22 protein-coding genes and 3 tRNA genes are annotated in these 18,219 nt (G+C 68.5%); 6 read left to right on the top strand and 19 right to left on the bottom strand.

Features of this window, described 5'->3' with window-relative positions; all coding sequences use genetic code 11:
- Positions 1-10 precede the first annotated feature (10 nt).
- Positions 11-754, bottom strand: a complete 744-nt coding sequence (gene cobM / locus ACIA1L_RS02450; RefSeq protein WP_396070995.1) for a precorrin-4 C(11)-methyltransferase — start codon at positions 752-754, stop codon at positions 11-13.
- A complete protein-coding gene (cbiE, locus tag ACIA1L_RS02445) occupies positions 751-2,580 on the bottom strand; it encodes a precorrin-6y C5,15-methyltransferase (decarboxylating) subunit CbiE (protein WP_396070616.1) in 1,830 nt (609 codons plus the stop codon). The genes cobM and cbiE overlap by 4 nt, the downstream gene beginning before the upstream one ends.
- A gap of 175 nt (positions 2,581-2,755) precedes the next feature.
- On the opposite strand from cbiE, the gene ACIA1L_RS02440 reads away from it, so the two are divergent.
- The 3 genes from ACIA1L_RS02440 to ACIA1L_RS02430 all read left to right on the top strand — a co-directional run bounded on the left by ACIA1L_RS02440 (position 2,756) and on the right by ACIA1L_RS02430 (position 6,170).
- Positions 2,756-4,237: a ferric reductase-like transmembrane domain-containing protein gene (locus tag ACIA1L_RS02440; RefSeq protein ID WP_396070614.1), complete on the top strand. Its 1,482-nt coding sequence runs from the start codon at positions 2,756-2,758 to the stop codon at positions 4,235-4,237.
- Between the two features lie 266 nt (positions 4,238-4,503).
- Complete coding sequence (locus tag ACIA1L_RS02435; RefSeq protein WP_396070612.1) at positions 4,504-5,025, top strand: FMN-binding protein; 522 nt, start codon at positions 4,504-4,506, stop codon at positions 5,023-5,025.
- Between the two features lie 419 nt (positions 5,026-5,444).
- Positions 5,445-6,170 (top strand): FAD:protein FMN transferase, encoded by a 726-nt coding sequence (locus tag ACIA1L_RS02430; RefSeq protein WP_396070994.1) that lies wholly within the window; start codon positions 5,445-5,447, stop codon positions 6,168-6,170.
- A 300-nt stretch (positions 6,171-6,470) separates the two neighbouring features.
- Here ACIA1L_RS02430 and eis read toward each other — a convergent pair whose 3' ends face one another.
- Positions 6,471-7,658: an enhanced intracellular survival protein Eis gene (eis, locus tag ACIA1L_RS02425; protein WP_396070610.1), complete on the bottom strand. Its 1,188-nt coding sequence runs from the start codon at positions 7,656-7,658 to the stop codon at positions 6,471-6,473.
- Positions 7,659-7,846: 188 nt separating this feature from the next.
- Here eis and ACIA1L_RS02420 point away from each other — a divergent pair.
- From ACIA1L_RS02420 to ACIA1L_RS02410, 3 genes are all read left to right on the top strand, one after another.
- A tRNA-Gly gene (locus tag ACIA1L_RS02420) sits at positions 7,847-7,918 on the top strand.
- 37 nt (positions 7,919-7,955) lie between these two features.
- Positions 7,956-8,026 (top strand) — tRNA-Cys (locus tag ACIA1L_RS02415).
- Positions 8,027-8,040: 14 nt separating this feature from the next.
- Positions 8,041-8,115: transfer RNA gene (locus ACIA1L_RS02410), tRNA-Val, on the top strand.
- Positions 8,116-8,180: 65 nt separating this feature from the next.
- On the opposite strand, the gene xerC is transcribed toward ACIA1L_RS02410, so the two are convergent.
- The 16 genes from xerC to ACIA1L_RS02330 all read right to left on the bottom strand — a co-directional run bounded on the left by xerC (position 8,181) and on the right by ACIA1L_RS02330 (position 18,141).
- Complete coding sequence (gene xerC, locus ACIA1L_RS02405) at positions 8,181-9,347, bottom strand: tyrosine recombinase XerC (protein WP_396070608.1); 1,167 nt, start codon at positions 9,345-9,347, stop codon at positions 8,181-8,183.
- Positions 9,344-9,550 (bottom strand): helix-turn-helix domain-containing protein, encoded by a 207-nt coding sequence (locus ACIA1L_RS02400; RefSeq protein ID WP_396070607.1) that lies wholly within the window; start codon positions 9,548-9,550, stop codon positions 9,344-9,346. The genes xerC and ACIA1L_RS02400 overlap by 4 nt, the downstream gene beginning before the upstream one ends.
- A 25-nt stretch (positions 9,551-9,575) precedes the next feature.
- Complete coding sequence (locus ACIA1L_RS02395) at positions 9,576-11,381, bottom strand: replication initiator (RefSeq protein WP_396070605.1); 1,806 nt, start codon at positions 11,379-11,381, stop codon at positions 9,576-9,578.
- A 2-nt stretch (positions 11,382-11,383) separates the two neighbouring features.
- Entirely contained in the window at positions 11,384-11,677 is a 294-nt protein-coding gene (locus ACIA1L_RS02390; RefSeq protein ID WP_396070603.1) for a hypothetical protein, read from the bottom strand.
- The gene (locus tag ACIA1L_RS02385; RefSeq protein WP_396070601.1) at positions 11,674-12,495 is read right to left on the bottom strand and encodes a DUF2637 domain-containing protein; all 822 of its coding nucleotides are present in this window, start codon (positions 12,493-12,495) and stop codon (positions 11,674-11,676) included. The genes ACIA1L_RS02390 and ACIA1L_RS02385 overlap by 4 nt, the downstream gene beginning before the upstream one ends.
- Positions 12,492-12,782, bottom strand: a complete 291-nt coding sequence (locus tag ACIA1L_RS02380) for a hypothetical protein (RefSeq protein ID WP_396070599.1) — start codon at positions 12,780-12,782, stop codon at positions 12,492-12,494. The genes ACIA1L_RS02385 and ACIA1L_RS02380 overlap by 4 nt, the downstream gene beginning before the upstream one ends.
- On the bottom strand, positions 12,779-13,168 hold the full coding sequence (locus ACIA1L_RS02375) for an RRQRL motif-containing zinc-binding protein (protein ID WP_396070993.1): 390 nt from the start codon (positions 13,166-13,168) through the stop codon (positions 12,779-12,781). The genes ACIA1L_RS02380 and ACIA1L_RS02375 overlap by 4 nt, the downstream gene beginning before the upstream one ends.
- A gap of 26 nt (positions 13,169-13,194) precedes the next feature.
- Complete coding sequence (locus tag ACIA1L_RS02370; protein WP_396070992.1) at positions 13,195-13,494, bottom strand: hypothetical protein; 300 nt, start codon at positions 13,492-13,494, stop codon at positions 13,195-13,197.
- 23 nt (positions 13,495-13,517) lie between these two features.
- Positions 13,518-13,958, bottom strand: a complete 441-nt coding sequence (locus ACIA1L_RS02365; protein ID WP_396070597.1) for a hypothetical protein — start codon at positions 13,956-13,958, stop codon at positions 13,518-13,520.
- Between the two features lie 130 nt (positions 13,959-14,088).
- On the bottom strand, positions 14,089-14,550 hold the full coding sequence (locus tag ACIA1L_RS02360; RefSeq protein ID WP_396070596.1) for a hypothetical protein: 462 nt from the start codon (positions 14,548-14,550) through the stop codon (positions 14,089-14,091).
- Complete coding sequence (locus tag ACIA1L_RS02355; protein ID WP_396070594.1) at positions 14,547-15,413, bottom strand: FtsK/SpoIIIE domain-containing protein; 867 nt, start codon at positions 15,411-15,413, stop codon at positions 14,547-14,549. Before ACIA1L_RS02355 ends, ACIA1L_RS02360 begins: the two co-directional genes overlap by 4 nt.
- A gap of 96 nt (positions 15,414-15,509) precedes the next feature.
- Positions 15,510-15,887, bottom strand: a complete 378-nt coding sequence (locus tag ACIA1L_RS02350; protein WP_396070592.1) for a hypothetical protein — start codon at positions 15,885-15,887, stop codon at positions 15,510-15,512.
- A gap of 12 nt (positions 15,888-15,899) precedes the next feature.
- Positions 15,900-16,832, bottom strand: a complete 933-nt coding sequence (locus tag ACIA1L_RS02345; protein ID WP_396070590.1) for a hypothetical protein — start codon at positions 16,830-16,832, stop codon at positions 15,900-15,902.
- Between the two features lie 108 nt (positions 16,833-16,940).
- Complete coding sequence (locus ACIA1L_RS02340) at positions 16,941-17,108, bottom strand: hypothetical protein (RefSeq protein ID WP_396070588.1); 168 nt, start codon at positions 17,106-17,108, stop codon at positions 16,941-16,943.
- Positions 17,109-17,141: 33 nt separating this feature from the next.
- Positions 17,142-17,567 (bottom strand): DUF3307 domain-containing protein, encoded by a 426-nt coding sequence (locus tag ACIA1L_RS02335; RefSeq protein ID WP_396070586.1) that lies wholly within the window; start codon positions 17,565-17,567, stop codon positions 17,142-17,144.
- Between the two features lie 253 nt (positions 17,568-17,820).
- Positions 17,821-18,141, bottom strand: coding sequence for a hypothetical protein (locus ACIA1L_RS02330; protein ID WP_396070585.1), 321 nt, complete (start codon positions 18,139-18,141; stop codon positions 17,821-17,823).
- Between the last annotated feature and the right edge of the window lie 78 nt (positions 18,142-18,219).

Raw genomic sequence — 18,219 nt, 5'->3', positions numbered from 1 at the left:
TCGCCAGGCGTCATGTCCGGCAGCGGTCCGTGGAGTAGAGGTGGCTGTCCGGGAACTGTGACGCAGTCAGTGCGGCACCGACGACGATCACCGCCGTCCGCCGAATGCCCGCCTCGATGACCTGAGCCGCGATGCCATCGAGTGTGCCCCGCAGAATCACCTCGTCGGCGCGGCTGGCCCGGGCCACCACCGCCACCGGGCAGTCCGCGCCGTAGTTCGGGATCAGCTCCGCGACGACCGCCCCGATCCGCTGCACGGCGAGGTGGAGCACCATCGTGGCCCGGCTGGCGCCGAGCGTGGCCAGATCCTCCCCCGGCGGCATCGCGGTCGCCCGTTCCGCGGTCCGGGTCAAGATCACGGTCTGGGCCACCTCAGGCACGGTCAGCTCACGGGCCAGCGACGCCGCCGCGGCGGCGAAGGCCGGCACGCCTGGCGTCACGTCATAGGGCACTCCCGCGGCGTCCAATCGGCGCATCTGCTCGGCTACCGCGCTGAACACCGCAGGGTCACCGGAGTGCAGCCGAGCCACGTCCTGACCCGCCTCGGTAGCAGCAACCATCTCGCCCATGATCTGGTCCAGGTCGAGGTTTGCGGTGTCGACGAGGCGGGCGCCGGGCGGGCACCCGTCGAGCAGCTCGCGCGGGACAAGACTGCCCGCGTACAGGCAGACGGGTGCGGCGGCAATCAGGCGCTGTCCGCGTACGGTAATGAGGTCCGCGGCGCCGGGACCCGCTCCGATGAAGTGCACCGTCATGGCTTGACCACCGACCAGATCGTCACCGGCATCATCGCTCTCCATCCCGTGAACCCGCCGACCGGCGCGGCCCGGCTCACCGACAGGCGAGTCATTTCCCCACCAAGCTGGGCATACCAGGCGGCCAGCACCGCCTCCGATTCGAGCGTGACCGCGTTCGCCACCAGCCGTCCGCCCGCGGGCAGCGCGGCCCAGACGGCCTCCACCACCCCGGCGCGCGTCACCCCGCCGCCAACAAAAACCACATCGGGCGCCGGCAACCCGACCAGAGCGTCAGGTGCGCGACCCACCACCACCTTGAGCTTCGGTACGCCCAAAGCAGCCGCATTCGCCGCGACACGCACCGCCCGCTCAGGGGACGACTCGACCGCTACGGCCCGGCACGCGCGGTGGCTGCGCAGCCATTCGATCGCGATGCTGCCCGACCCGGCACCCACGTCCCACAGCAACTCCCCCGGCTGCGGGCCCAGCAACGCCAGCGTCACCGCCCGCACTTCACGCTTGGTCAGCTGTCCGTCACTGTCATAGGCATCGTCCGGTAGGCCCGGGGTGATCGATCGCCGCTCCCCGCCGCGACCACACTCGATCGCCACCACGTTCAACGGGTCCAACCCGGTCAGATCGATGGGGGCAACCACGCCTCCGCCCGGAGCCGCAACACCATCAGCCGGATCCGCGACACCATCGACCCGAGCCGCCACACCATCGACCCCGCCGTCTACCGGAGCCGCCACACCATCGACCGGGACCACCGCGCCGCAGGCCGCAGCCGCCGCGCCGTAGGCCGGGGCCGCCGCGCCGTAGGCCGCAGCCGCCGCGCCGTAGGCCGCAGCCGCCGCGCCGTAGGCCGCAGCCGCCGCGCCGTAGGCCGGGGCCGCCGCGCCGTAGGCCGGGGCCGCCGCGCCGTAGGCCGGGGCCGCCGCGCCGTAGGCCGGGGCCGCCGCGCCATCGACGGCGGCTGCCGAGCCGGTGCGCTGCTGTTCGTCCGGGCCGCCCAGCTGGGACAAGACTGTCAGTGTGCTGTCGGCGTATCCGCGGCTCCGGAGGAGTTCCGCGATCTTGGCGGGAGTGGAGGCGTCGCGGCTCAGCACGAGAATGCGGCGGCCGGGGTGGATCAGCGGGTGCAGTTCCTCGACTGGCGCGGTAACCAGGCTGAGCACGTCGGTGTCGGCGAGGGGCCAGCCCAATCGGGCCGCGGCGAGCGAGACCGATGACGGGTGCGGCAACACATGGACATTCTCGGCGTAGCGCCGCAGGGTCGCGCCGATGCCGTGGAACATCGGGTCACCGCTAGCCAGAACGGCGACCCGGCGACCGCGGTAGGCATCGAGCAAACCCGGCAATGCGGGCAGCAGCGGCGAAGGCCAAGGAACCCGCTCACCGGCCACTCCGGCACCGAGCACCTCAACCCCGGCCAGCTCGACCCCGGCCACCTCAGCCCCGAGCCCCTCGACCCCGGCCACCTCAGCCCCGAGCCCCTCAACCCCGGCCACCTCAGCCCCAAGCCCCTCAACCCCAGCCGCCTCAGCCCCAAGCACCCAAGCCCCGGCCACTCCGGCACCGAGCACCTCAACCCCGGCCGCCTCGCCGCTGGCCCCTTCGGCATCGAGGTTTTCGGTGGACAAACCCGTGGAGGATTTATCAGCTTTTTTTAGCGTATCCTGGTGTATTTCGTTGCTCGTGGGGACAGGGAGTAGGGCTAGTTGGCGGTCGCTGCCGAAGATGACGTCGGCGGCGGTCAGGGCTGCTTTCGCCGTACCCGTCAAACCGGCCCAGCCGTCGGCGCCGATGCCGACCACGGTGAGCACGGCGGGGTTGTCTGTCACGTCGGTGACGGTAGCGGAGCGAGTTTTCTGGCTGCGCGTTGAGCCTTCCCCCGCCGCATCGCGTACTACCCCCCGACGGCCTGCGCAGACAGGGCCGTCCTGTGGGGCGCCGGGGGGCGGCCCGACGGAAGACGACTGCCGGGCGGTGACACCGATGGCGCGACCAGGGCCGACGATGTATCAAACTTTCGAGGACCAGCGCCCCGAGCGGAACTTCTGGGAGCAACCGGACCTCAACGAGCGGGTACCGCGCGGCGACATCATCGTGGAGTCGCCGGAGGATCCGACCGGCTGGCAGGGCTCCGGCCCGGCGATCGTCACCGACGACCGCCCGCCGGCCGAGGCAACCTCGGGCAACCGGCTGCTGACCATCCTGCTGTTCTTCGCTGGACTCGCCACGAGCGTCGCCCTGTGGCTCTTCGAGACCGAGGCCGGCGAGATCAGCGACGCCACCTCGCTCATGATGGCGATCGGCCGGATCACCGGCCTCGCGGGCGGCTACGTCCTGTTCATCCAGTTGCTGATGATGAGCCGGGTCTCCTTCCTCGAGGAGTGGGTCGGCGCCCGCGATCTCCTGCGCTGGCACCGCTGGCTCGGCACGTCGGTGGTCGTTCTGGTCGTCGCCCACGCGGTCTTCATTGTGTACGGCTATGCGCTCACCAGCGAGACCGGCGTGGTCGACCAGGGCTGGACGATGATCAAGACCTTCCCGGACATGATCGGTGCCACGGTCGCCACCGGGCTGCTCGTCTTCATCAGCCTCATCTCGATCCGCGGTCTGCGCACCAAGATGCCGTACGAGCTGTGGCACCTCATTCACCTCACCGGATACCTGGTGCTGCTCCTCGGCTACGGCCACCAGGTCGCGATGGGTGCCAACCTGTCCGGCGACTTCGCCGACATCTTCTGGCCGGCGCTGGGCGCCCTGGTCATCGCCGCCCTGGTCTGGGGCCGGATCGTCGAACCGCTCTGGCTCAACGCACGGCACCGCTTCGAGGTGGCCGAGGTGGTCTCCGAGGGCGCCAACACCTTCTCCATCTACATCGACGGCAAGAACCTGGACACCCTCCCCGCCCAGGCCGGCCAGTTCATGCGGTGGCGCTTCCTGAACGGCAACGGCTGGTGGCAGTCCCACCCGTTCTCCCTCTCCGCCGCCCCCAACTCCCAGTGGCTCCGCCTCACCGTAACCGCGGTCGGCGGCCACACCGCAGCGCTGGCCGAGATGCGCCCGGGCACGAAGGTGTGGGCGGAGGGTCCGTTCGGCACCTTCACCGCGCAACGGCGTACCCGGCGCCGGGCCCTGCTCATCGCGGGCGGCAGCGGCATCGCCCCGATCCGCGCCCTCCTCGAAGACATGCCGCCAGACACGATCGTGATCTACCGGGCCAGCCGCCCGGACGAGCTGGTTTTCCGCGAGGAACTCGAAGACCTCGCCGAGCGCCGCGACGCCTGGGTCCGCTACATCGTCGGCTCCCGCAACGACCCCGGCCCGCGCCGCCTCTTCACGGCGGAAGGCCTCCTCGGCCTGGTCCCGGACGTGAACCGGCGCGACGTGTATCTGTGCGGGCCGCCCGGACTGGTCAACGCAGCGGTGGGGACGCTGCGGGAACTGGAAGTTCCGGACAGCCAGCTGCACCTCGACCCGTTCGAGTTCTGACCCGCTGCCCTTCCCGTCCACGCTCTGTTTCTCCCGTCCCGACCCTCCTCGCCTCCGGTCCACGCTCTGTCTCCGCCGTCCCGACCCTCCTCACTTCCCGTCCACGCTCTGTCTCCGCCGTCCCGACCCTCCTCACTTCCCGTCCACGCTCTGTCTCCGCCGTCTCGGTCCTCCCCGACCTTCTCGGCGCCTGTCCTTTCCCCCCTTTCTGTCCGTTGGTTTTGATCCACTTCCGTTCCCTTCGATTCGCAGCCCGGGAGTTATTGATGCGACGCAGCACCGCAGCAGCCGTAGGAACCTTGACCGGCGCCGCCCTCATCGTGGGCGTCCGGCTCAGCGTGTCCGCTCCGGCCGTCCCGGTGGCCGCTCCGCCCGCCGTCGACCTGACCGGCTCGGGGCAGGACGCCTCGACGCCGAGCAAGAAGCCGGACAAGAACGGCTCGGACAAGGAGGAGTCGGGCTCGGACTCCTCTGACTCCTCGTCGTCGGAAGGCGCCGCCGGTGGCAGCGGCCTCAAGAACGGCGTCTTCAAGGGCTCCGCCAGCAAGAACCCCTACGGCACCGTCCAGGTCTCCATCAAGATCCAGAACGGCAAGATCACCGCCGCCGACGCCACCTACCCGACGTCCGCCGACAGCGGCACCATCAACCCGCCCGCGGTCCAGTCCCTCAACCAGTCCACGGTCAAGGCCCAGAGCGCCGAAGTCGACGCCGTCTCCGGCGCCACCTTCACCAGCGACTCGTACGCCAAGTCGCTCCAGGCCGCCATCGACGCCGCCAACGCGTAAGGTCCGCCTACGTGACCCACCCTGCCGACCGCGACCCCACCAGCCCCACCGCCTGGTCGATCCACCACCTCGGCGAACCCTCCCCGGCGACGACTCCCCCGGCAGCAGGCACCGCAGGGGTGGACGTTGCCCGCGAGTCGTCGGATGGGCTGACGCCAGCTGGGACGGCTCCTGCCAGCGAGAGATCAGCCGAAGCGGCATCGGCCGATGCAGCGGCGGCGGCAGCGGTCGACGCGGCGGCAGCGGCAGCGGTCAACGCGGCGGCAGCGGCAGCGGAAGCGGTCGATGCGGCGGCAGCGGAGACTCCGAACCGCACAGCATCACTGCCCGAGACCGCGACCACAGGGGCGTCGGCAAGAGTGACCGGGCTCAGAGCTAGGGCGCGTGGTGCCAAGTCGGTGCATCACGTCGAGCAGGTGATGGGCACAGTCGTGAGTTTCGACCTCGCCGACAACCTGCCCGAGGCCACGCTCACCGCCATGATCGGCGATGTGTGCCGGTGGCTGCACGAGGTGGACCATCGGTTCAGCACCTATCGCGACGACAGTGAGGTCAGCCGCCTCCGCCGCCGCGAGATCGAGGCCGCGGACTATTCGCCCGATCTACGCCACGTTCTGGAGGCGTGCGCGGACCTGTGGCGGTCCACGGACGGTTACTTCGACGCGTACGCTGCGGGCCCGCTCGACCCGTCTGGCTATGTCAAAGGCTGGTCCGTGGAGGTCGCCTCGGCCCGCCTTGCCGCCGCAGGCTCCATGCACCACTGCATCAGTGCAGGCGGGGATATCCGCGCTCGCGGGTTATCCGCCACGGGCGCCCCTTGGCGAGTGGGCGTCCGCCATCCTTGGGAAGCCGACAAGCTGAGCTGGGTGCTTGCCGTCACCGACGCCGCAGTAGCCACCTCCGGTGTTTACGAACGCGGCGATCACGTCTTCAACCCCCGCACCGGCCAGCCCGCCCGCGGTCTTCGCTCGGTCACCGTCGTCGGCCCCGACTTGGCCCTCGCCGACGCCTACGCGACAGCTGCCCTGGCCATGGGGGAACCGGGCCTCGGCTGGCTGGCCAAACTCGCCCCGGACGGCTACGAGTCAGCCGTGGTAACCGACGACGGCCGCGCATTCACCTCCCCCGGTTTGCCCGCTGTCTGATCGCCCTGCGACGGGCGAGCGATCCAACCCACAGGTCGGACCACAGGAAACGGAACCCGGCCGCCGATGACAGGCGACGGCCGGCAGAAGTCGTCCCCCTGATTACCCGATCTTCGATGACGTTCGAGGGATCCCCATAGGTCAACGCACGGGAGAAGGGCACCAACCTCCCTCCACGGGCAACCGATCCGCCAGAAGCCAGCGCACAAGAACGGCACCGGCCTCCCGCCACGGGCAACCGATCCGCCAGAAGGCAGCACACAGGAACGGCGCTGGCCTCAGATCGGGGCGAGTGGTCTGTCAGAAGTCAGCCCACAGGAATGGCACCTCCTTCGGGAACAGCGCGGTCAACGCCTCGATAGCGGACGGCTGCACCTGGCCGAAACCGCGAGTCATCAGCTCGATCGGGTCGAGGACGCCGTAGGCCAGGGCGGAGATGCCGGGACAGGTCAGCGTGGCTTCGGGTTCGGCTTTGGTCTCCTCGACCGTCAGCACGCCTGCCTCGCCGTTAAGGCGGTAGCGGCCCGCGATCAGGTCATCGTCAACCACTTCCACGGTCACGCCAGCGTCAGCGCCGACGCTGAGGCCGTTGAGCGCGGCGATCGACAGCAACCGCACCATAGGACCGCACTTGCCGGGGAACCGGATCTGGCCTTCGGTGTGCACCGCCAGGTCCGTACCCCAAAGGTCAGGAATTTCGTCCGCAGCGATCGTCAGCACGATCCGGGTCACCTGGTCCACGTGCCGAGCCAGGAACTGCAGCAACAGGGCGCGCCCCATGGGACCGGTGGTCAGGAAGTCCTCCGCGACCAGGTCGCCGCCATATTCCTCGATCCGATAGGTCACGACACCTACCACTTCGCCGGCCACGCGGGCGATAGCCGCCCAGAGGGGTGGGGTGTCGCGAAATTCGGCGGTGCGCGTTTCGTCGTACACGGAAAAGCCGTGTCTTTCCTGCAGCAGCCGCAGCGTCATGGCATTGAATGCGTCGAAGCCCTCGGAGAGCTTGAGCCGCTCAACCTCGCCGGGCAGATCGACGCTCAGCAGCTCGGAGATGCCTTCCGGCGCGAAAGTAGCGGTCCGCGTCCGTGGCACACCCACGTAGCCCAACCGCCCGTAGAACGACGGCCGGAACGGATAGAGGGCGCTGACGGTGCACCCTTGGTCGCGCATCTGCCCCATCAGTTGCGTCATAAGTTGCCGCACCAGCCCCCGGCGCCGAGCTGAGGGATGCGTGGAGACCGAGGCGACACCAGCCATGTCCTGCACCACACCCCGCACGTTCTGCCGCATGGGAAAAGCCGCGGCACCGGCCAGGGTCTGCCCATCCTCCTCAGCGATGAGGCTGGTAACCGTGCGGTAGTAGGCCATCCGCCGGGCGTAGGTCTCCCGCTCAGCGTCCTCCCACGGCGACCCCATGAACGCGTAAGCCTGCAAGGGGAACATCGTGTCGGTGCGCTCGTCGGCCGCGATCTGTCGGATCTCCATGGCCCCTATCCAACCCAAGAAGCGGTCGTAGGCGCTCGCGAGTTTCGCCAGCCTGTGGATAAGTACGCAGCACTGCCCCCTGACCTGCGGATCCCCCCACCCGCGACGCGCCGGGGGACCCCGGTTTGGCAAGGCGCAGGGCGACCGGCTAATGTTTCATCCGTCGCCGGGGGAACCCGGAGAGACAAGCGGACGTGGCGCAGTGGTAGCGCATCACCTTGCCAAGGTGAGGGTCGCGGGTTCGAATCCCGTCGTCCGCTCGGAGAGGCCGCCACAGGTTACGTGCGGGGCCAGCTCGGTGGAGTGGCCGAGAGGCGAGGCAACGGCCTGCAAAGCCGTGTACACGGGTTCAAATCCCGTCTCCACCTCGGCAGTTGAACGAGGGCGATTGGCGCAGCGGGAGCGCGCTTCCTTGACACGGAAGAGGTCACTGGTTCGATCCCAGTATCGCCCACCAGCACAGAGGCCCTGTCCCATAGACGGACAGGGCCTCCTGTCATGTCTGGGTGACTAACTGGGTGACTACCGCTGCACGGCGGTGTCGAGGGCGAAGATCCGGTCCATCGCGGCAGCCCCGGTCAGCAGGACCGGGCGGAGCTGGTGGCGGTACACCTTTTCGGTGACAGAGGTACCGGAGTGGCCGCACAGGTCGGCGATGTCGTTGATCGAGACTCCGTTGTCGGACAGCAGCGAGACGAAGCTGTGCCGCAGTTCGCGCGGCGTCCAGTCCGAGGGGTCAAGACCGGCGGTCTTAGTGATGCGCCGGAAGGAGCGCCGGACATTGGCGGCGTCGAGGGCGGTGCCCAGGGATGAGGCGAAGACAAGATCGAGATCTTGCCACTTCTTGCCCGCCTCCTTGCGATCTTGGATCTGAAGATTGCGCTGCACGCGGAGAGCGATGACGCCGCGGAGCGGCAGGGCGAGAGTCCGGCGGGACTTTCGAGTCTTGGTGTCCCCGCCTTCACGGACTGACCGCCACACCTGGACGGACGGCGGTACGGGTTCGTCGCCGTCCGGACGGCCATCGAGGTCGACGTGGGACCAGGTCAGCGCCCGCAGTTCTTCGGTACGTGCGCCCAGCAGCAGGGATAGAACGACGTAGGCGTAGAGCCTCGTTTCCTCCGCAGCGTTCAGGACGGCTTTCGCGGCGTCCAGAGTAAGAGACTTCGACGGGCGACCTGGAAGCCCGGAAGGCACGCCGCACAATGCCACGACGTTCTGTTTGACCTTGTTGCGAGCCATGGCTCGCGTTACCGCGCGATTGAGGCATTCGTAGATGCGCTTCACGGTGCTGGTGCTGTGCGTCTTGGCGAGTCGCAGCAGCCATTGGTCGACCTCGGAGGCGCTAAGTTCCTGGAGTTTTCGTGCGCCGAGGCCAGCAACGATGTGCTTGCACAGGTGTCGGTTCTTGTCGACGGTGCTGGCTGCCCTGTCGCTCAGCCCATAGGTGAGCCAGTCTTCAACAGCCTGGGCCACGGTGTAGCCCGTCTGAGCGGCCGAGAGGCCGTCCTCATACTCGCGAATCTTCTTGCGTAGGGCGGCGTGCGCGGCCGTTTTGGTCTTGCCGCTGGCTTTGCGGACGATGCGCTTGCCTGCCGGGGTGTAGCCGACCGTCACCGAGGCGATCCAGCGCTGTCGCGCCTCGTCCCAGTGCAGTCCACCATCTCCCCTGCTCCGGCGTTTGGTCATGCGGCGACTCCTCTGCTGCTCTCCCGTTCCAGTAGGGAGACGTATTCGGTGATGGCCGACTCGGGGACGAGTCGGGTCCGGCCTTCCTTGACGGTGCGCAGTCGGCCGGAGCGAATGAGTTCGTAGATCACGGAGCGGCTGAGGCTGAGTTGCCGCATCGCTTCGGGGACGCGGTACAGAGCTTTGCGCTGGGGTTCGTTCAACGGCGTTCCTTCCGGGTCGGTGCGGTCAAGCGGCTTGCAGAGCAAGTTCCACGGCGGATCCGGCCTCGTGGGCGAGTTCATCGCGGCCGGTGTCGTGTCGGGCGCGGGCCATGGCGGCGGCGGTGTTGGCAAGGAGTGCGTCGCCGTTGGTGTGCCAGCCGGTGCCGGCGAAGGTGAGGGTGCCGACGAGGAGGGTGGTTTCCTTGCCGAGGTGGTTCGCGGCGCGAACGGTGCCAGGTTCCTCGGTGGCGGCCTGGTCCTCGGCACGGCGGAAGTTGACGCGGGTGTCGCGCAGCAGCCGGAAGGTGATCGAGTAGCGGCGGGCCTTAGTGAGGAAGTGGCCGCCGTAGCCGAGCATGTGCGCCCATCGGCGTAGCCGTGCGTACGGGTTGGCCGGGCCGGTCGGCTTCGCAGGTTGGGTGTCAAGGCTGGCTTGACGTTCGGCGGCGCATTGCGGGCAGACCCGGTAGCGCGTGTGGCCGCCGCACTCCGGTGAGTCCCACGGTGCGAGGAACGTGCCGCCGGGGTGGCCGGTGGAGCCGCGCAGCAGCCCGGTCCGATGCTGCTGGTGGTGGTCGTTGGGTTGGTGGCCGAGGCGCCAGCAGGCGGCGATGAGGCGGGCAGTGTGGTCACCGTGCGGGTCGCCGTACTGCTGGATGGTGTCGTGGGTGATGCGGGTGGAGTTGTGGCCGGTGATCTCCGTCGATTTGGTGGCGTACTTGGCGAGGTAGCCGGCGGCCATGCCGTCGGTGACGTCTCCGGTGCCGGTGAGGGTGATCGGGCGGACGTCGATCTGGTCACCCCAGGCCATCGGCCAGCCTTCGGGCCGGGCGAAGTGTTCGGGGGTGGTGAACGTCGTGGCGGAAGCGGCGCGCAGAGCCTCGACAAGGTCGTCGGCGGTGATGCCCGGTGGGGGTGGGACGACTTGGGTGAGGTCGCGGGCATCGACGCCGTCGAGGCGGATCAGGGCGTGGAAGTGGATGGCGCCGCGGCGTTGCATCTCGGCGGCCTTGCCGTGCGAGAGCCGGACGGGTGGGATGCGCCGGACGCGTTTGCCATCGGTGCAGACTTCGAGGAACGGGATTCCTCGAGTACGGCAGAGTTTCGCGAGGCGTCGTTCGGCGTCTTGTTTGGTGCGGTGCCAGAGTTCGGCGGCGTGCAGGTTGAACACGACGTGGTGGTCGTGGTCGTAGCAGTCCAGGCACAACGGCCGCCCGAGCACCGGGTCGTCGGCGGTGTGGCGGGTCCAGCAGACCGCCGGCTGTCCGTGCTCGCAGAGGCCGGGGGTGTTGCGGCGGGCGTGGCAGGGGTCGGGGCGGCAGTCGCAGCGTTTACGGTCGGCGCAGGTGTGCGTGCGAATGCGGCGGGTGTGGACGGTGCCGAAGCCAGGAGCCGTCAGGGTGACGAAGACGGCCGGGTGCGCGGACACCGTGGTGGGGACGCCTTTGCCGCCGACGAGGCCGGCGCGTAGCAGTTGGTAGGCGTCGCGCTGGTAGGTGCGGGCGCAGGCCGGGCAGACCGTGCCGCGGCGGTTGCCGCAGGCTTTGTAGATGGCCCGGTCGGGCAGGTCGTCGGTGTGCCGGGAGTCCAGCAGCGTGCCGGCGGCGGTGTACCGGTTAAGGGTGCCGGACAGGCGGATCGGGCGGGTGCAGCCGGCGGCGGCTTGCACGTGGGACAGCCAGCCGTGGTAGTCCGGGCGGGAGGCGCGGGCGACAGCTTGCCCGAGGGCCGACGACGAGGCGGGTGGTGGGGTCCAGGGTGTTGTTTCGGCGTTCGATCCCGCACCCCGGGCAGAGTGCTCCCGGGATGCGAGGTCCAACGTCGAACTCATGATCAGGCAGCAATCCCGGTCGAGTGCTGCGGGCCGTGGTGGCCCATGAAGGTGAAAGTCACCTGGTGTTCGATGACGGTGATGCGGCAGGCCGGGCACTGCTGATCCCGTGGGACGTGACGGCCGCAGGCGATGACCGCGGTGGTGTCCCCGGATCGAACGGTGACGGGTTGGCGGCAGGGGCCGCCGGGGACGACGGCGAGCACGGTGCGGCGGGTGTCGTAGGGGTGCGGGTCGTCGGGGAAGGCCGGGCAGGTGTGGGTGAGGTGGTGGATGTCGACCTGGTAGGTGGTCATCGGGCACCACCCAGGGCCGGGGTGTTCCCGTTGATGCGGGCCGGCTGGTCGATCATGGCGAGGAGCCGGGCGGCGACTGTGTCGGTGGTGCCGAGGCGTGCGGCGAGCTCGGCCGGGGTGAGTGGCTGGGTGGAGGTTTGCCGGTGCTGGACGGTGACCATGCGGGCGGCGGAGATCAGCCGGGCCGGGATGTCCTCGGTGGGAATGGCGTCTGCCTGAGGGCCGACCGGTGAGGCGGTGGTCGGAGCGAGCGAGGTAACGGCAGCCGTCACCATCGGGGTAGCGGATGCGGCTGGGGTGGCCGCCGTGGTGTCGGCGGGCTCGATGTCGGTGTCTGCCGTGCTTGCCGTGATGGCATTGGCCGCCGCGAGCAGTTCTGAGGCTTGCTTTTCGATGGCGGCGAAGTCGGGTCGGATGCGGCCGGCGACGATCTCCACACCGATGACCAGGACAACGACGAGCCCGAAGATGAGCCGAAGGCCCAGCGATCCCGGGGCGAAGATGTTGACGGTGGCCGACAACAGCGCCGCGCCGATGAAGACCGTCAGAGCCCACCGTTTGGCATCCACGGCGATGCCGGCTGTGCGGACGACGATGAGCATGGAGACCATGGCGGCGTCGAAGATGAGCGGGACGAGGTAGGCGAAGTAGCCGGCGTCTTGTGCCCACAGATAGTGGGCCTGGTGCAGGTAGCTGGTGGCGAGTGCGGCGAGCAGGGTGAAGCGGTTCCATCGTTTGATGGTGTCGATGGCTTTGAGCATGTTCGGTACCGCGTTCTTGGCGTACTCGGCGGCGAATTGGTGGGTGAAGGCGGTCATCGGATGCCTCCGTCGTTGGTGACCGGGAGGACGGCGGTGATGCCGTTGCAGTGCTCGCACCAGACGGCGGCGTAGCCGTCGGTGAGCATGTCGTTGATGCGGTCGTCGAGGGTTTCCCACTCGGCCGGGAACAGGGAGACGTCGTCGCAGTCGTCGCACCACCGCTGGGTGGGGCACAGCCGTAGGACGGGGCCGAGGTCGGGGTGGATGCCGGCGGGGGTCATGCCGTCGATGCACCACACGCAGTGCGGTGCGGTTTCGGCGTCGTGCCGGTCGTAGAGGCTCACCGCATACCGCCCGCGGGTTCGCAGGTCAGGCAGGCGTCGGTGGAGCGAGGGATGTAGTAGGGCTGGGTCATGCCGCAGTGGCGGCAGGTCCGCCGGGCCTTAAGCGCCTTGGCGACGGCGGCCAGCTGCGCCGGGGTGGCCGTCCATTTCGGTTTGGCCAGGTCGCGGCGGTAGAGGTAGGCGATACGGCGTTGGGCGCGGTGGCGCCACAGGATTTGCGCGACCGGGTCCTGCCCGTCCGGGCGTAGGCCGGCGGCGCGGAGCTGGCGGCGGGTAGCCAGATGCTCGGGTGCGTAGTGGTAGGGGAAGGTGGGGAAGCCGTAGCGGGCGCCGGTGGGGTCGTAGAACTCCGAGGCGATGCCGGTGCGATCGGCCAAGTCGTCCAGGGCGGGGCTGCGCAGGTCGGTGGTGGTCATCGGTCGTTCCCCCAGCGCTGCTGGGCGGCCTGCCGGGAAATACCGAGCCGGGCGGCGATGTCGGCCCAGGAGTAGCCGTGCCCGCGGAGGCCGCTCACGGCGTCGGTGATGGCGTCATCGAGGACGGCCGACAGGGCGACCATGTCGGTAAGGGCTTCGACGTCGCCGGCGGCGACCCGCTTGGCGTAGGCGCGGATGATGCGCCGGGCGAAGGCGGCGTATTCGTCGTTCTCGACGACATCGCGGCGCTTGGGCCGGGAAGGCCAGCCGCCGGTGGGTCCGGGCTGAAGTGTCAAGGTCTGGTTGACGTAGGACAGGCTCACCGGGCACTCCCGGCAGGGTGGGCGAGGTCCCAGTCGTCGGCGGCCTCGGTGAGGGCCTGGACGACCTGGTCGAGGGTGCGGTCCGGGGTGTCGTTCCATTGGCCGATGACGTCGACGGCGCTGGTCTGGAACGGGTCGTAGTCCGGGTCCAGGGAGCCGGCGAATACGCGCAGGGCGGGGATGACGCCCCATCCGTCGTGGTCGAACGAGGTGGTGTCGTCGGAGGCGGTGAGTAGGCACCGGCCGTAGGCGGCGGTGTTGATGGCGCCGAGGGCGCAGGCCGGGGGGAAGGTGTCGGTGGCGAGGTAGTCGAAGACTTCGCCCTGGGTCCAGCCGTGGGTCTGCAGGTAGAGGGCGGCGCAGCGCAGCAGCACGGCCGGGGTGGCGGGGGTGGTGGTGTCGTCGGGTACGGCGAGCGGGTTGTGGGTAGCCTTCATGGCATCCACGTCCTTTCCGTCACAGGAGAGCGGGATGTGGGTTGGGGACAGGACCGGCCGTTGCCTGCCAGCTAGGTGCCGGTCCTGTCGTGCGTTCAGAGCTATGCGGTTGGGTGGTCGGGTGCGCCGACTAGCAGCCGGGGCAGTGCCGACGGCCCGATCGGCCGGCGAACAGTCCGGCGCCGATGAGGGCCAGGGCGAGGACGCCGAGGATCGGCCCGGCATGGGCGGTGACGAACTCGACGAGCTGGCCGAGCAGATAGGCAACGGCGGCAAGGAATCCGGCGGTAGCGCCGGCAACTGCGGTGGCGATGACCGCGACACGAAGTTTCGGGTGGGTGGATCGGACACGAGTCCGGGTGTAGGCGCTGACCGATGCGACACGGACGGCGGACCGTGTAGGTGCAGGTTCACGGAGTCGCACGATGATCTGATACCGGTCGTCGGTGACCGGGCGGGGTGCGGTGAGCGCCACCAGGGTTCCAGCGGAGCGGTGATTCGCGATCAGGTTGGCGAGTTGGGAGGCAGTGCCGGTGATGGTGTGGTCCCGGACCACGAGGCGGGAACCGGCGGGTGGGGTGTAGGTGGTCATGCGGCCATCTCCCATGCGGTGGTGATGGATGGTGCAGCAGTGGACGGGTGGCGCAGCCAGGTCGCGTAGTCGGCAATTGCGTAGATCTGCGCATCGCTGAGGTACGCGGCTTTGATTCGCCGGGGTATGCCGCCTTCGGCAAGCAGCCAGGCGGCGCCGCGGTTGTCGGGGTCGATGTCGGTGGCCGAGTAGCCGAGGTCGGCCCAGCCCTGGCCGAGGATCACGTCCGAGCTGCCGTTGGTGGTGCAGCGGAACGCGCACCGGTAGCCGAACAGGTCCCGCAAACTGGCGGGGATGATGTCCCAGCTCGTGCGTTGGGTGGCGGCGATGACAGGCATGCCGCAGGCGCGGCCGAGCGAGACGAGCCCGCGCAGCAGGCCCTCGAATTCCTCCTGCTGGGCTTTGCTGCCGAGCACGGTGGAGAACATGGCGAGTTCGTCGATGATCGTGACGATGATGGTGAGGTCGTCCGCCGGGCTGATCTTGCGGCGGCGGTGAGCGAGGATCCACTGGTAGCGGTTGCGGGCGACGGTCAACAGCCGTCGCAGCACGGTGATAGCGGCCTCGATGTCGTCGCCGATGAACGCGTCGGCGGCGTTCATGTAGGGGCCGAGTTCGACCCACTTGGCGTCGAACAGCACGAGGCGGGTGCGGACGGCCAGGGCCGCGGTAGCGGCGGCCAGGTTGATCAGGCCGGATTTCCCGCCGCCGGGTTCTCCGGCGATGAGCAGGTTGCGGTAGACGACGTCGAGCAGCACAGGCTCGCCGAATTCGTTGATGCCGACGAACATCGGGTCGAACATCGACAGCCGCGGTGCGGCTGCGAGCCGGTTCCCGGGCGGGTGCAAGGTGTTGATGGGCATGGATTGGGCCTCCTGTAGGCGATACGCTGCGGAGACCGACGCGGAAGACATGGGTTGTTGGAGGCCCGGAGATGTCTTTCGCGTCGGTTCCGTGTGTCAGTCAGCGAGTGGGTCGGTGATGGGGTCCCAGCCCGGACCGGTCCGGCGGACGCGGCGGCGTTGTGCTTCTTGCAGGAACAAGGCCGCGTTGTAGACGCAGGTCGAGGCCAGGGTGAGTACGCCGAGCCGTTCGGTCTCGGTCAGACCCGGCTGGGTGTCACGGATCGGGTCGTAGCCGTCGAACAGGAACAGCCGCATCAAGTGCTGCGATGCCTGCATCAGGTCGTCGGCGAAGTCGAGCAGGTGCGCGACCAGAGCGCGGTTATCGCAGCTCAGGTAGGTGATCTGGAACAGGTCGGCGTGCCGGGTGATATCGCGGGCGGTGAGGCAGTGCCGGTGTTCGTGCAGGTCGTAGCCGGTCAGGTCGATGCTCATGGCGGTGTCCTCTCAGTCCCAGGGGTCGAAGTCGGAGGTCACGGTGGCCGGGGCCGTCTTGGCGGTAGCCGGCTTCTTGCCGTTGAGGCCGGTGGCCGACTTCGCGGCCGTGGCGAGCGGGGCGGGTTCGGCGGGGACGTCGGGCAGGTCCAGGGCCGTGGACACCGCCAGGGATGCTGTCTGCACGGGGATGTCGCCGTCGGGTAGCAGGTCTGGCAGTGTCGATTGGACGTTGGCGTTGAGGACTTCGCGGCGTTTGATGTCGAAGCGCAGGAACGCGGCCCGCTTGGAGCTGCCGGCGAGTTCGACGAGTGCGGAGGTGGCGTGGCAGGTCACGGCGATCTCATCGAGGCGTGTTTGCAGCCGCGACAAGGACAGTCCGGGGCGTAGGTAAACCCAGACGCGTTCGCCGGCCGGGGTCGGCCGTGACCACAGGATCAGCGGGAGGCTGCCCGTGCGGTTCGCGATGATGAACTGCGAGAAACACACCCTCAGCCGGTGCCGCACGATGACGCACCACGACAGCGCGACGATGCGGCGGCGGACCGCCGGAACCAGGGCCGGAACGCCCACCAGGGGCACGAGGATGGCGAGGGTGACGGCGGCCGGGGTGGCATTCGCGAGCGCGACCCACCCGTAGACGAGGCCAAGGCTTGTGGTGATCTCGAGCGACCACCACCAGAGGATCCGCAGCACCGGCCAGATCCTGACGAGGACCCAGACGAACCCGCCGGTGACGGCGGCGATGGGTGCGGCGAGCAGACCGGCGAGGATCGGGTGCATGTGATCGGACGCGACCGTCAAGGCGAGGAGGCCGACGACGACCGCGGTGATGATGAAGGCGAACCGGGCGTTGCGTTCCGAGGAACGGTGCACCTTCTGCTCGATGACGGTGACGGTGCCGGACCTACGCCCGAAACCGAAACCTCGGCTAGATTTGGACATGACACGTCCTCCCAGTTGATGGGCTGGATGGGTTGGGAAGGCGTGGGGTCGGCAGGTTGGTAGCCGGAAACCGACCCCGCGCGTCTTCAATGGATGGCCACAGGTTGGCTAGTTGTGGCGGGCGCTGTTATGGGTCAGCCGCCCGGTCGAGGCCACGATGACGTGCAGCTCGTCCTTGGTGGGTTTCGGCGTCTTGGTCCGCAGGTCCGCGCGCATCCGGCGGGCCTCCTGGTAGGCCTTCATGCCGAGCTCGGGGTCTTTCTTGAAGATGCCCATGATGTGTGTCCTCTCGATCGGATGTGGGTCGACTCAGAAAGCGGCGATGAGTAGTGCGGCCACCCAGAGGCAGCCGTAGTGCAGGGCCTGATCGGCGAGGTACATGCCGCAGATCGGCGACATGCGGTCGGCGAACTGAGCGGCGCCGAGATGCTGGAGAATCCAGCGGACCGGCCAGCGCCGATCCAAGATCGCGTGGGTGACAGCGGAGAATCCGAACCCTGCGACCACGCCCGTAAACGTCAGCGGCACATCGAGGACGACGGCCGTGACGACGAGCATGACCAGAGCAGTCGCGTGGTAGGTGCCGACATGGATCAGTAGGTGGCGCCAGCCGTGCCAGCCCACATAGGTCTTCGCGGCGGCGTCGGCGTCGGTCTGGAAGATGTGGTCCGCGAGCTGATGCGCGGCCACGAGCGTCGCCGAGGCGACGGCGAACACGAGAGCTGAATTGGACATGGTCAACCGCCCTCTCATCAAGGGTTGGAGTGGTTGGGAAGGCGGCGAGGCCAGCAGGAATCGGTAGCCGGACCGGCCCCGCGCCACACTTCGCGATTGCTGCGGCCACTGAATCGGCCGGCGAATCGAGACAGTGGGAGAACCAACAAATGTCTCGAACCGGAAAGGTGAAGCAGTTAGGAAAGGTGCGACCACGAGCGGTCGAAGGGTGCCACGGACACTGTGGCTGGGTGTTCCGGTGCTGTCAGGAGTGCTACTTACTTGCCGGGGTACTCGTCAGGGGCTTCAGCGACGCCGCGCGGAACGCAGTGCCGTTACGACCGTTGGTCGCCCATGCCTTGGCCTCCAGCGCTTCGACAGCGACGAACTGACCAACCTCCACCGACGGAATCTCACCGACCGTCGTGACGTTGATGACCTCGCCGCCCGTCTCGTCGAGCGCGACGACCTGGGTTGACCACATCGGACGGCCCGTTCCCCTCTCGGACCGCTGATTGCCCTTCTCGTCCACCTTCGGCTGAGCCTTCTTCGCCACCGTGAACGTGATGCCGGTCGTGTCCACGTAGATCTTCACGAGGGTTACCTCCCTGATGATGAGCCCGTCCCTTGCGGACGTTCGCTCGTTCGTGGCACTAGGTTCCTGCGCAGGGCC

It is taken from the genome of Actinoplanes sp. NPDC051859 (assembly GCF_044452725.1).
Classification (GTDB): domain Bacteria; phylum Actinomycetota; class Actinomycetes; order Mycobacteriales; family Micromonosporaceae; genus Actinoplanes.
The sequence above is the reverse complement of the archived record's forward strand: the minus strand, read 5'-3'. Positions and strand labels throughout refer to the sequence as shown.